The 13,084-nt window shown below is 68.2% G+C and carries 10 protein-coding genes and 1 pseudogene; 6 read left to right on the top strand and 5 right to left on the bottom strand.

The window, feature by feature from the left end:
* Positions 1-9: 9 nt before the first annotated feature.
* Together AB0L75_RS35495 and AB0L75_RS35500 are read right to left on the bottom strand one after the other, a co-directional pair.
* Positions 10-675 carry a Type 1 glutamine amidotransferase-like domain-containing protein gene (locus AB0L75_RS35495; RefSeq protein ID WP_365189603.1) on the bottom strand — a complete coding sequence of 222 codons (666 nt, stop codon included), beginning with the start codon at positions 673-675 and terminating at the stop codon, positions 10-12.
* A gap of 131 nt (positions 676-806) precedes the next feature.
* Positions 807-1,595 (bottom strand): class I SAM-dependent methyltransferase, encoded by a 789-nt coding sequence (locus AB0L75_RS35500; RefSeq protein WP_365189605.1) that lies wholly within the window; start codon positions 1,593-1,595, stop codon positions 807-809.
* 139 nt (positions 1,596-1,734) lie between these two features.
* Here AB0L75_RS35500 and AB0L75_RS35505 point away from each other — a divergent pair, with 139 nt between their 5' ends.
* From AB0L75_RS35505 to AB0L75_RS35520, 4 genes are all read left to right on the top strand, one after another.
* Entirely contained in the window at positions 1,735-1,920 is a 186-nt protein-coding gene (locus AB0L75_RS35505) for a hypothetical protein (RefSeq protein ID WP_365189607.1), read from the top strand.
* Between the two features lie 43 nt (positions 1,921-1,963).
* Positions 1,964-2,236, top strand: a complete 273-nt coding sequence (locus AB0L75_RS35510) for a hypothetical protein (protein ID WP_365189609.1) — start codon at positions 1,964-1,966, stop codon at positions 2,234-2,236.
* Between the two features lie 74 nt (positions 2,237-2,310).
* Positions 2,311-2,520 (top strand): DUF6207 family protein, encoded by a 210-nt coding sequence (locus AB0L75_RS35515; RefSeq protein ID WP_365189612.1) that lies wholly within the window; start codon positions 2,311-2,313, stop codon positions 2,518-2,520.
* A 40-nt stretch (positions 2,521-2,560) separates the two neighbouring features.
* A complete protein-coding gene (locus tag AB0L75_RS35520; RefSeq protein ID WP_365189614.1) occupies positions 2,561-3,466 on the top strand; it encodes a hypothetical protein in 906 nt (301 codons plus the stop codon).
* Positions 3,467-3,515: 49 nt separating this feature from the next.
* Here AB0L75_RS35520 and AB0L75_RS35525 read toward each other — a convergent pair whose 3' ends face one another.
* The 3 genes and pseudogenes from AB0L75_RS35525 to AB0L75_RS35535 all read right to left on the bottom strand — a co-directional run bounded on the left by AB0L75_RS35525 (position 3,516) and on the right by AB0L75_RS35535 (position 8,909).
* Positions 3,516-5,228, bottom strand: a complete 1,713-nt coding sequence (locus tag AB0L75_RS35525) for an AAA family ATPase (RefSeq protein ID WP_365189615.1) — start codon at positions 5,226-5,228, stop codon at positions 3,516-3,518.
* A 115-nt stretch (positions 5,229-5,343) separates the two neighbouring features.
* Positions 5,344-6,759 (bottom strand): annotated as a pseudogene (locus AB0L75_RS35530) (Helicase associated domain protein); the annotation flags it as partial.
* Positions 6,760-6,992: 233 nt separating this feature from the next.
* Positions 6,993-8,909 (bottom strand): hypothetical protein, encoded by a 1,917-nt coding sequence (locus AB0L75_RS35535; protein ID WP_365189618.1) that lies wholly within the window; start codon positions 8,907-8,909, stop codon positions 6,993-6,995.
* A 389-nt stretch (positions 8,910-9,298) separates the two neighbouring features.
* On the opposite strand from AB0L75_RS35535, the gene AB0L75_RS35540 reads away from it, so the two are divergent.
* Positions 9,299-11,419 carry an AIPR family protein gene (locus AB0L75_RS35540; protein ID WP_365189620.1) on the top strand — a complete coding sequence of 707 codons (2,121 nt, stop codon included), beginning with the start codon at positions 9,299-9,301 and terminating at the stop codon, positions 11,417-11,419.
* A gap of 11 nt (positions 11,420-11,430) precedes the next feature.
* A complete protein-coding gene (locus AB0L75_RS35545) occupies positions 11,431-12,825 on the top strand; it encodes a serine/threonine-protein kinase (protein ID WP_358738129.1) in 1,395 nt (464 codons plus the stop codon).
* Positions 12,826-13,084: the final 259 nt, after the last annotated feature.

The raw sequence follows: 13,084 nt of genomic DNA on the forward strand, positions 1-13,084 counted from the left end.
GCACAGGCACTAGAACAACTTCCAGTGGCCCTCGGAGACCACTTCGACGGCGCCGTCGGCCACTTTGATGGCGGTCTGCTCGTCAATCGCATACGCCGGACCCGCGATCTGGGCCGCCCATCGTTCTGCCGCGGCCATGGTGTTGTCCGGACACTCCGGATGATCCAGGTGCGGGAAGATCGAAAAATCAACCACGCCCAGCGCGCTGTCGCCGCCGGCGGGCGGCTTCCAGCCCACGAAGTTCTCCCCGATGCGGGGCGTCATCACCAAGCTCCCGGCGCTGAGTCCCACATAGACCATGTCGGGCAGCGACGGCAGGAGTTCAGCCAGCCCGGACTCCCGCATCCAGTGACACAGGTACAGCGCGTCACCGCCGTTGACCAGCAGGACGTCGGCCTCCCGGACCCAGGAGGCCCAGAGTGCTTCGTCGATGCTGGGCAGCGCCGTGAGCTCCAGCACGCCCACCGACTTCCACCCCAGCTCGGTCATGGGGCTGGGCGACCGTCCGCTGATGAATCGCCATGGCCCGCCCGGATCGGCACCGGGACCCCCGTACCCCGCGGTGGGAATGCAGAGAGCGCTGGACTCGGCGATCGGCTTGCCCAGGAGATCGACCAGCGCATCCTGGATGCTCGCGTTCTTGATACCGGAGTCGGTGAGAAGAAGCTTCATCATGTCCTTTCCAAGGTGCTGGCCGCGCGCGTCAACAACCAGCCGTTCGCCAACGCGTCACAGCCGCCACCACGTCACGGCTGCAGCAGGAACAGGCATTAAGACAACTGGTTGACCACAACATCACATAGGTCCTAGCCAGCCTGCAGGACGAAGAACAGGAAGCACAGGAAGCGCGGCTTGGCCGCGATGACTTCGGGGAACAGCTTGCGGGCGGCTGGATCAGGCTCTGGCTCGCTGATGACCGTTATCCGGAAACCGGCCCCGATGAAGGCCTCGATCATCGCGTGCAGCGGCCTGTGCCAGATACTCATCAGGGCGGTCTGGCCGCCCATGGTCCACTCTTCGCTCCAGTTGGTGGTGTCGAAGTAGTTGTACTCGGCCTCGCGGCCGGCCTGGCGGTGCCTGAGGTTGACGGCAAAGGGATGGTCGACGGAAGCGATCAGCCGACCGCCGGGCTTGAGGATGCGTCGCAGCTCGGCCAGCGCCGGCCCCCAGTCCTCCAGGTAGTGCAGCACCAAGGACGCGACGACATCGTCGAACGTGTCATCAGAGTAAGGAAGCGGGCCGCCCAGGTCGGCCACCCTCAGGTCCGCACCGTCGCCGAGCCGCCGCCGTGCCAGCTCCAGCATCCCGGCACTCGCGTCGAAGCCGCTCACGATGGCGCCACGGTCGCGCAGCGCCGCGAACAGGGGCCCGGAACCGCAGCCGGCGTCGAGGATCCGCCGGCCGGCCACGTCTCCGGCGAGGGCCAGCATCGCGGGCCGCTCGTAGTGGGCATTGATGAGGTTGGTTTCATTTTCGGCTGTGTACGCCTCGGCGAAGCTGTTGTAGTCGTTGGCCTTCGGCGGATCCACAGTCACCGCGGACGGCGAGGTGCCCCCGGTGGAACTCGCGTGCTCGTGGTGCTCGTTGGAGATCATGGTGCGGGAGACGTGTGCTGCACCAGTTCGGTTCCGGACCGCTCCCGATCGCCCTCACATCCCTGAAGATCCAACGAGCCGTTCGTTCAAGCGTCATGTCATGTCGGCCTCAGGAACAGGCACTGACGAACGGTGGAGGGTGGTCGAGCGCGTCGGCTGGGGCGCCGCCCAAGAGCCCCGGCCTTCTCTGTGCGAGGACTGCGACCGGCAGGCCGTCACCGACGTACGGCAAGCCTGGCCTGGCGCGCATCGGCAACAAGAGCAGGGCCAGGTCGTGCCCGAGCAGAAGGCCGGCGGCACCTGGCTCTCCCGCTTCCGCAGGTGAGCGACCGGACCCGGCTGTCAGTGGCGGCTGCGAGGCTGAACGGATGGACCATGATGACGAGCAGCTGCTGCGCCGCCGGGTCTACGGCGCCGGCCACGACCACCCCGGCCCCCGACCCGACCGGCGCTACGCCGAACTGGTCGGCGGGCCGCTGGACAGGCTTCTGCTCGACATCACCGGCTGGACGCCGGACGAGATCGACACCGGCGTCTCCCTCGAGACCGAGCTCGGGCAGTTCGGCCCCGGCGGGCAGGCGCTGTACGACCCGCGCCCGGGCAACCCGGCCTGCTGGGACTGGGGTGGCGACAGCCCCTGAAGGCCCTCCACCCGGTCGGGTGAAGATGCCGTACGGGCGGAACTTCCCCTGGGCGCCTGGGCGTAGTGCCGTACATGGACCCGATCAACGAGGTGCATGTGAGTGAGCCGGGCCTGGTCGTCGTCGACGTCGCGGCCGCCGACGACGCCACCGCGCTCGCCTTCCAGCAGTTGCTTGCCGATCGGTGGGCAACATCTCCCGTGCGGCACACGACACGGGACGTAGGCCAGCCTGGCGTACGACTTCGCTGCTACCTGGACCTGCGCCAGCCGCTTGACTCGTAAGCTGTGTCGTCGCCGGGGGAGAAAGACAAGGAGACCGCCGATGACCAACTCGGTACCGACCAGCGCTTCTCTCACGCCCGCTCATGTCCAGCGCTGGGAAGCCCCGTTCGGCGACCTCCTGAATATCGTCAGTCGGCGCGTAGCCGGGAACATGAACCCGGCCTGGAAATCGGACGCGGCCAACGAGATAGCCCAGACCGCCACGCTCCTGCGAAGCGACGGCACCTCTTGGGGAGTCAACCCGGCCAGCACCACGCTCACCGTGGCAGAGATGCTGCTGCGCGCCGCGCTAGAGCACGCCGACGCCGTCCGTGTCCTCCTGCTCCTCCGCCCACGGTCCGCGATGTCCATCGAGGCTCTGGTGCGCAACGCGCTGGAGGCAGCGTCGCAGGCATGGTGGCTCCTGGAGCGGGGCATCGCTGGCCGGAGCCGCGTCGTCCGCCGGCTCCTCCTGGAGCGTGCCAGCGCCAGCGCCTTGGAAGATTCCGCGGCGAAGATGGGCTACACGGTCAGCTCCGACTACGGGAAGACAGTGGCCGACACGGAGAAGGAGCGAGCAGGGCTGAAGATCCAGGACGACTTCGGCCCCAAGGGGGGATGGGTGGGAGCTGACGGTCAAAGGCCGCTCGGCTACACCGCGAGGACTGCCCTGTTCATGGAGCAGACCGGCCAGGCCCCATCCAAGGGCCCTTACGCCTTCGTTTCAGGTACGGCTCACGCGGAACTCTGGCGCATCCTCTACTCCTACACCTCGGATAAGACACCAGACGGCGCCGACCTGCTCGTCCCCCACACCTCAGCAGACTTCGTTCGGTTCGCCATCTCCGCCTGCGTCGATGCCGTAGCCCAACCTGCGATCCGTGCTTTCCAGTGGCTCGGTCACGGCGCCGCTCTTGCGGAGATCAGTCACCTGCGAGGCCCAATCATCGCCGCGATGAAGCCGTAATCCCGGTCGCTCCCGCATGCGTGGCGATGTGCGCCGAGGGCGAGGGGGCCTACGGCTGGTGAGGTAGGTCGAGGTAGCAGCGGATCTGTTGGCAGAAGTCCTGTAGTTCGGTGGTCGGTTTCTGGTACCAGCGTTCCGGTCCGTTGAATACGTCGGCGAGCCACCGGGCCTTGTTCCCGGACGGAACGCTGCGTACCCACTGTTCGAGTTCGCCGCACGGAACGAGGAAGAGCCCGTGCGCTGCGGTGTGCTTCAGCAGGCGCTCTGCGGCGGCGTACACGTCGCCGTTGAGGGCGTTGAGCCCGCTCTTCTTCAGGGCGCCCCAGCCGGACGACCCCTTGAGGAGATCACTCACATTGCTGATCATGGCCTCGGTGAGCGGTCTGTCCCCACGGCCGATCAGCAGCGACTCCACCTGCTTGCGGAAGCCGGCGACGGTGGGGATGCTGCGTTCGGCGTTGGCGTAGTCGTTGAGTGTTTTGATGTCGCCGCTCATGTCGCGAACGGTGCCACCGAGTGCGCCCATGGCGTTGCGGACGGTGCCGTGGTCGTTCAGGAGGTCGAAGTCGGCGATGGCGGCTGTCGGGATTCCGAACGCGCGAAGCCGTCGGGCAGTATCGGCGAGGCGGGCCTTCCCGTTGGTGTGGAGGAAGATCGTGTTCTCATGAGGCGCCGAGTGATCGCGGGTGGTGTCGAAGGTCGCGGCGTAGAACTGGCAGTCGCCTTCGGCTTCGCAGAGCACGACCCGGTCGTAGAAGAGGCCGGAAGAGATGTTGGAGTAGCGCAGCAGCGGCGCGCGCAGTAGCTCGGCGACGGCGTCAGGGTCCAGGTCACGTGCGCGCGGGCTTCCCGAGGACCGGTCGAGCCGGACCAGAGCGAGCGGGCGAGCGTCTTGAGCGTCCAGGACGCCGGCCAGAAAGTCGGCGCTGTGCGTGGCGACGAACACTTGAGTCTGCCCCGGCATCTGCGCGAGCTTCCGACCCAGGAGACGGGCCTGGGGCGGGTGCAGGAACGCTTCTGGTTCGTCGATCAAGATGACCGGTGCTGGCCGCAGCACTGTGTGCAGCAGGATCTGCACGAACGCCTTGAAGCCGTCGCCCTGTTCTGTGAGCTGCGGCAGCCTGCGGTAGGCCCGGACCAGTTCGGACGAGGGCGGCGCACAGTCAGGCATGTCGGTACTTCCTACCCGCAGCATCAGCTCGGTACTGGTCCAGTCCACAGCGAGTGCCTTCCCGAAGGCCTCCAGCGTGTACCGGGACAGCTCCTTGAGGAGATCCGGGTCCTCGTACAGGTACTGCACAGGGTTGAACGCAGGCATGGCTTGATCCCAGCGGGATGTCTGCGCCATCACGTTCAAGCGCTCGTTAGCCCACTGTTCCGTGACCAGCATGCTGCGAAGGCTCTGGTAGAGCCCGTGCTCCCACCACTGTACGGCGCTAGCCACCGGCACTTGGTAGTCCGCCTGTTGACCTCCGCGCAGCGTCGGTCCAGCACCCTGCGCATCTGGGACCCAGGTCCTGTGGCCGCGTTCTGCGGCCCAGCCGAGAAACTCATGGCCGCTGCCGGCCCCGCTCGACTGGACCTCGGAAACCCACTTCCAATCGCTATCGGTCGGAGCGGTGATCCGGGGAGACAGTTCCCGCAGGAGCAGGGACTTGCCGCTGTTATTCGGGCCGATGAAGACAGTCATGCCGTTGGCGGGCGGACTGATGACGGTGCCGTCCGTCAATGTGATCGTTGAGACCGAGAAGGATATGGACATCGTGCTCCTGCCATGCCTTCGGGGCGTGAGCGCCGCCGTGAACGAACCCTAGCGCCGCGGCCATTGGCCTGTCGCTGATTACCTCACGCCTGAGCACTACGGCGTGACTTGCGCGCTATGTCCAGCGCATGCCGATGGCGGACAGCTGCTCCACCCGTTCCGGCGAGAGCGTCGCAGCTCGCGAGCGTTGGTTTCCGATCCATGCCCCGAGCCGGAGCTCCCGTTCCTGCTGGCCCTCGCCATCGACGCCGACCGCGATCGTCTCCACGTGCTTGCGCGGCACCCGAAGGTGCCCCTCGCGCTCGTAGAACTGCCGGGCGGCCTCGTAGTTCAACGCCCACTTGTCGGCCTGCGTACGACGCTGCGGCTTCTCGTCCTCACAGGCGGGCTGGATGGCGAGGATGTGTTCGCACATCCACTGCTGCACGGTGGTCAGCTTGTCCCAGCCTAGCCGCTGCACCCGCACCCACCGTCCGAGGTCCTCGCCCTGGTGCATGACGTCGCCCGGCGCGGTCGGCAGCGTGCCGCCGGCTTCCAGGTGGAGGCGCACTAGGTGGAAGGCGCGCTGCCATTCCACGGGCCAGAGGGGGCACCAGGAGGGGTCGATGTCCTCCAGCTGCTCGCGCCGCTCCTCCGACAGTGCCCCGGCCGACGGCCCCGCAGGCAGGCCCTCGGCACGCCGCTGCTCGATCTCGGCAGCCTTGCGGGCGGCGGCTCGCTGGTTCTTCAGCCAGGTGCCGACCTTGTATCCCTGATGGGTGGCGTCCAGCGGGGCCAGGAGATGGCCGTGTTCGGTGGCCCAGCCGCGTGCGGCGGCCAGGCCCTCGTCCCAGGCGACGTCGTAGTGCGACCAGACCATGCCGAGCTTCTCCAGCTGTTCGACGCGGTCGGTGTCCATGTCGCCGCGGGCGTAGAACCTTCGGGCGTCGGCGATCCACTGCCCCAGCGGGAAGTTCGCCAGCGAGGCCGGCCACCCCTCAGCCTCCACCGCCTGGTCGTCGCCGCCGGGCACGCGGTACGTGAACGGGACCTTCAGGTCGCCGTGCTCGCGGGCGTAGATGACAGCCGCCTCTACGCCGCGCCGCCAGTGCTCGTGCTCCGGGTTGAGGACCCGCAGGTTGATGAACGCGGCCAGCTGCGCCGGGTCGCGCGGCACGGAGAACTTCAGCAGCTTCCGCGCGGACGCCGACGGCCCGCCGGACCCGTACCCCTCGCCCCGGCTCTCCTGACCCTGCGCGGCCCTCTGGACGGGCTTGTAGGCGCTGGGGGCTTGCTGCTGCGCCAACTGCTCCACCACCCGGGCGTCGTGTGCCCTGAGCGCCTCCAGCAGCTTCGCCAATCCGCCGAAGGCCCGCGAGGTCAGCATGTTGTCCGCCATCTCGCCCGGCCCGAGCAGGACCGGCACCACGAGCGAGGCGACCTTGCCCTCGCCGGGGTGCATGCGCAGCGCGCGGCCCACGGCCTGGACGAGGTCGGGCATGGAGCCGCGCACGTCGGCCCAGTAGACGCTGTCGCAGTTCTTGGTGTCCATTATCTAGAGGTGGGGGAGTGTGGGGGACGTTTGCTCAGCTTGTTACGTGCGTGGACGGGCTTCGTTATGGCTGGCGCCGTGCGCTACTGCCGACGCGGTCTTCGGGCCGGGATCGTGCACTTCTACGCATCTCGCCCCGCCGTGCCCCCGGGCCTGGGCCGCACCGGCCGTCCTGGTTCCTGCTTAGTGTGGCTCCGGCCGTCCCGCGGGTTGGCACCGGGAAGAAGGACGGTTCAGGCAAGTTCACCGCTCTCGTCCTGGCTTCCTTCTGGCTGGCTGTTGTCAACGGTGGGGCTGAAGCCCAGGAGCTGCGCGATCATCGTGGTGGTTTCGTGGAGCGCGTCCTCGATGTCCTGGGGGCGGCCGATTTCTTGCCCACCGTAGGTAAGGACCAGATGGCTCCGCAGCGAGCCGTCGCGGTAGGGGGAGGTCTGCCAGTCGGCGAGGATCTGGGGCAGGGTCAGATGCCGGTGGCGGTTCAGGGCCTCGCAGGCTTCCAGCTCTTCCAGGCCCAGCAGCGCAAGGTTGCGGATTCTCGGGTGCGCGAACAAGCCCTCCGTCGTGAACCACTCCTCCTCCAGGTAGCGCCGCGTGATCGGGTTGACCGGGTAGTGCCCGCCTCGGACCGCCACCGGGAACACCTCTTTTGCCGAGACCTTGCCCAGGGGCGAGCCTGCCGGTTGGGGGTCAGCGAGGAGGTTAAGAGCAGACTGCGACAGCTGGCGCGCCTTCTTCACCACCACCTTCTCCGTGTCCCTGCGGAACGCGGCGATGTCCCCCTGCTCCCGGGCGGCGACGCCGACCGTGGCGCTGACAACCTCGACCAGGACGGTGCTCGAACCGAAGTCGAGGCCGACGTCCGCGGACTTGGAGCCGGGAAACGCCCTAGCGAGGTCCACTTCAGTAAAGAAGCTGCTCCCGCCACCCAGCACGTGCGGAGCGAGGCGGCGCAGTTGGTCCTTGACTCGCCGCTCGACCATCTCGGCGTAGGCCTGCGTCCAGTGAAGCCGGGCCCGCTCCCCGTACTGGTCCCGCTCGTGGTCGTGGACCAGCCAGAACAGGCCCTGGGTCACCCGCTCGTGAAGGTAGCGCTCGTCCAGGACGACGATGTGTTCGCCCAGGCGTAGCAGTGGGCGGTTCTGGATCGGCAGCATTTGCCACGGCAGGGGGCAGTCCCGCAGCTGCGTGGCGAGATCGTCCGCTTCGATGGCGAAGCGCCCGAGGAACCGCTCTACCACCGCGTGGTCGATGCCGATGCCGGTGAACGCCTGCATGGCCACGGGCGCATCGGGCATGTGCGTCATGATGCCCGAGTTGTAGGCGAACCCGAGCGCGGTGATGTCGTTCAGGGTCAGGCCGGTGGCCTCCTCGAGCATCTCCAGCGGATGCTTGCGTGCCGTGGGAATGTTGTCGCTGTAGCGGGTCCACAGCAGTCGGTGGCGTGCCAGGAGATCGCCAGGGTCCTCCGCCTCGTTGAACAGATTGTTCGCGATCATTTCCATCGCGAGAGACTGCGCGATGCCGCCCAGTAGCGGCTCGTTTGGCGGACGCCGGCTGCTCAGGCTGTCGGCGACGAGGTGGATCAGCAGCACCGCGCACGTCTCCAGGTCGAGTGGCGCCAGGGCGGTGGAGATCTCCGCGTCCGGGGTTGTGACGCCCGCGGTGCGACCGGCGAGCATCACCGCCCGCATAGCTCGGAGCACGATCTGCCGGGCCAGGAACCGGCGGCGCTGACCGTCGACGCTGCCGGCCAGCGCTGCCTGAAGCCGGAGCCCGGCGTCAGGCGCCAACCGTATGAGGAAACGCTCGAGGTAGGACTGCAACAGGTCGTCGCGGGTGGTCGCGTGATTGAGCGCTGCCAACGCGCATAGGTACTGCTCGCGCGAGTACTTGGCAAGCAGGACGTCCATCCAGGCCGCGCAGTCCAAGGTGCGGCCACGGGCGCGTTCCGCCTCTTCCAGATATTCGCGGGCGATGACGTAGACGCCAGTCAGATCCATCCAGGTCCGTTCGGCGGTCACCGGGGTCAGCCCGAGCTGCCGGGCGGCCCAGGACAGATTCGGACGGATCAGCCCCGAGCTCAACGGAGGATCGCTGGACATCTTGGCAGGAAGGAAGATTCCCGCGGCGTCCGACGACTGATCAGCCATCTCCCCACCTTCGTGATCCGCCGCACCTCCAGGCGCACGGGCATCCGGAGTGGAATCTGGACCGGTCCTGCAGCGCGCTGTTCGGGTAGCGATCGCGACCAACCGCCTGTGGTGTCAGCGGCCCTGAGCAGGCGCAACGGCCCCGCACCGTACGGGATTTACCACGCGGCACCGCCGCTTATGTTAGCGGTCACCGATTAGGTGGGAACGCTGGTCGAGGTCCGTTGGATCGGCCGCCTTTTCGGCCCGGGCTGACAGCCCCGCACGTGCCCTGGAGGTCCAGCTGGCCCTGCGCCTCCACGCACTCTCCGCTGCCGTCGCCCGCTGACCTAGAGGCCGGTTCCCGCGAACGTACGATGGGGTGATCGGACGATGCGGGGGGGGCATTCATGAGTGAGGGCGAGGACGCGGAGGCGACGCGTGCCCAGGCGGTCGGGATCATCCGGGACGCCCTGAAGCGGGAGTACGACGGCCTCATCGACCTCGGAGACCTGGAGGGGCGGAGCGTTAGTGAGACCGAACTGGTCTTCACCACCCGCGCGTTGGCCGCCATGTCACTCGAGCTGCTCGCCGGCTTCCCGTCGGCGGAGGCCGCGGCGTCGGTCACCGACGGCCGGGACGATCAGGGGATCGACGCCATCGGTTGCTCTCCCTCGGCGCCGGAACTGTGGCTCGTCCAGGCCAAGTGGAGTGAGCAGGGCAAGGCACGCTTCGGTGTGGAAGGCGCCCTGAAACTGCTGCACGGTCTGCGGCAGCTGGACAACCGCGACTTCGACCGGTTCAACCGCCGGGTGCGACAGCACGCCGATCGGGTGCGCGACATCCTCGAATCACCGGAATGCCGGGTGCACCTCGTCGTAGCGGTCATGGGCGAACAGGCGTCGAAAGACCAGGCCCGCCAGGTGATCGAGCAGGCCGCCGCGGACTTCGGCGCCGCGGTCGAGTGCCACGTCCTGGCGCTCCCCGACTTCCACGCCGCCGCCCACCGAGGTGGCCTGCCCCAGAACGTCGAACTTGTCGCCAGCCTGCCCGGCAGCTGGTACACGCAGGACATCCCGCACCGGACGTTCAGTGGGCTGGTCGGGGCCGACGAGGTCGCGCTCTGGTACCAGGAGCACGGGGCCCGTCTGTTCGACCGGAACCTCCGGAGTCACCTCGGCGTGACAGCGCTCAACCTCGGTCTCGTGGAGACGCTGCGGACTACCCCCGAGAACTTTTCGTACCTGCACAACGGCATCACGGTGCTGTGCGACTCCATCGAGACCGAGTTCTTCTCCCGCCCCGTCGTAGGCGCCCCAGTGCGACTGAGGCTCAAAGGGGCTGCCGTCGTGAACGGCGCCCAGACCGTCGCCTCCGTCTACTACGCGTACGAGAAGCATCCCGAGAAGGTCTCGCTGGCCGCTGTCCCGGTGCGGTTCATCTCCGTAGCGAACGCACCCGAGAGCTTCGCCAGGTCCGTCGTCGCCGCCACCCATACCCAACATCCCATGGGACCTCGCGACTTCGTCGCACTCGACGAGGTCCAGAGCCTCATCCGCGAGGACTTCCGGGCCACCCTCGACAAGGAGTACGTCTTCAGACGGGGCGAGTTGGTCCCCACGCCCGCGGCGGGCTGCTCGCTCGAGGAGGCGGCCGTGGCGCTCGCCTGCGGCCACCCCGACGCGTCCCTCAGCGCCTTGGCCAATGCCTCAACCGAGCACCTGTGGGAGGCGACGCCGGAGGGGACGTACACCCGCCTGTTCGGCCGCCGGCCGAGCGCCCTGCAGATCTGGCGCTCCGTCCTCCTGCTCCGTGCCGTCCGAGAGGCCCTCCACGAGCTGAAGCCCGGCCTGACCGGGCGCGCGGCTGCCATCGCGGAGCGCGGAGGACTGCTCGTCGCCCACCTGGTATTCCGGCTCGGCGGAGCCGCAGGGATCGACGATCCCGACGCCGAGTGGGAGCACGCGCTGGGCGACGTGCCTGGCCGCGTACGCCAGGTGCTGGCAGTGCTGATTCCGCTGGTGGACGACCTCTTCGGCAGCAACTCGTTCGTGGCGACGATCTTCCGGGAGGCTGGGCGGTGCCGACTGCTCGCGGAGACGGCGGAACGAACCCTCACGGACGCGGAGCGGACCCCGCAACTCGTGGTCACGTCCCCGCCGCAACAACCGCGGAGGCCCAGTTCGGCCCGGCTCCTCGTCGAACACCGGCGGATCCCGGACGGAACGCAGGTGCTGTACCAGCCGGGGCGCGTTGAAGAACGGGCCATCGGCCGCTGGCTCGACGAGGACCCCCGTCGTTACCTCGCGACTTGGAGCAACGACGCCCGGCATCCGCTGCGCTGGGCCGCCGACGGACGCCTGTACTCGGTCAACGGACTGATCCGGCACATCTGGCAGAGCGCCGAGTGGCGTGAGGCATGGAGCGCCGTCCAAGGTCCTCGGTATTGGATCATCCCGGGCGAAGGCAGCCTCGCGGACCTCGCCGAAGCGCTCTGGGATGCCAAGGCCCTCCGGGACACGGGCGAGTGAGCGCGCCGGGCGTGCTCCGTCACGTGGGGCGCTACGAACTCGGAGAGCTCATCGGCAGGGGCGGGATGGGGCAGGTCTGGGCGGGACGCGACCCCGAACTGGGCCGACACGTCGCCATCAAGCTCATCCAACCCCGAGAGGGCTCCACCCGCTCCGAGTCCGGAATCAGGATCGCCCGTTTCCGCCGCGAGGCCCAGATCATGGCGCGGTTGGCCCACCCGGGCGTCCCGCAGGTCTACGACGTCGTCCCCGATCCCACGGGCGGTGAGCGCCTCTACATCGTCATGCAGCGGCTGTACGGCTCCTCGCTCAAGGACATCTGCGGCGCCTTCGGCCGCCTGCCCGTCTCGTGGACGGCGTGCCTGGGGGTCCACCTGTGCTCGGTGCTGACCTACACCGGGAGCGTGCCACTCGTTCACCGCGATCTGAAGCCCGCCAACATCATGGTCACGGAGGACGGTCTGCCGATGGTGCTGGATTTCGGCATCGCTGCGCTGCTCGACGGCGACCACACCACCCTGACCCCGACGGGCCGTCCCGTCGGCACACCCCGGTACATGTCCCCCGAACAGGCCCTGGCGGGCGAGGTAACACCGCGCAGCGATCTCTACGCGCTGGGCTGCGTTCTGTACGAACTCCTCACAGGCCAGCCGCCGTTCACGCAGGACAACGTCCCCAGCCTCCTCTACCACCATGTGCACGAGCCTCCCGCTCCGTTGTGGGAGCGGCGCCCGGAGGCTGGACGTGAGCTGGACCGCCTGGTACGGGACCTGCTCGCCAAGCGCCCGGAGGACCGGCCCGCGTCCGCTCAGGAGGTCCTCGGACGACTCGTCCCGTTCCTTCCGAAGCAGGGGCACCGGTCGGTCGACGCGGGGGCGACGGAAGGGTGGCCGCAGGGGCTCAGCCCCCTCGTACATCCGGGTTCCGCGTGGTTCACTGCGCCCTCCGCGGGTGGCGGGATCCCTGCCTTGGACGCGGACCGTCTCCGGGAGGCGGACGCGCTGTTCGAGGAGGAGGAGTACGGGCGGGCACTGGCGCTGTACCAGAAGCGCGTGGCCGAGCTCGCCGCCCAGAGGGCGGAGGACGGCGCGGAGGGGCTCAAGCTCCGTGGACAGATCGCCTACTGCCTGATGAAGTTGGGCGAGGTGACGCAGGCACTGGAAGCGTTCGAAGCCGTGCTGAAGGCGGCGGGAGAGACCTTCTCGCCGACCGACCCGTTCCTCCTCACCGCTCGTCGCCGCCACGGGCTGCTGCTGCACTCGGCCGGTCGGCTGTCGGAGGCCTTCCACGTGCTGGTCGCCCTCTACCCCGACCTGCTCCGCACCGTAGGGGCGGAGTCGCCGGAGACCGATCGCGTACGCGCAGCGTTGAACCGGCTGCGACGACAGCTGCGGCCAGGCGAATGACGGCGCGAGCGCCGCTCCCCAGGAGAGGAGACGGCGCCAGCGCCGCGCGGGGCCTGGCCGCTCCTCGGCCGCAGAAGAGCAAGGACGGACGCGAGCTGGAGATCGCGAGCATGGCCGACGATCCGGCCGGGACGTGTGGGCCGTAGCTGGCCGAGCGAGGCGATTGTGAGGTTCGGTCGTGATGTCACTGGGATGTTCGGCTTTGTGTGTCACTGGCGTGTAGGTGTGTTGGTGCTGCTCAAGGGGTAGTTGGGGCGAT

Source organism: Streptomyces sp. NPDC052101 (assembly GCF_040680235.1).
In the GTDB taxonomy this organism is placed as follows: domain Bacteria; phylum Actinomycetota; class Actinomycetes; order Streptomycetales; family Streptomycetaceae; genus Streptomyces.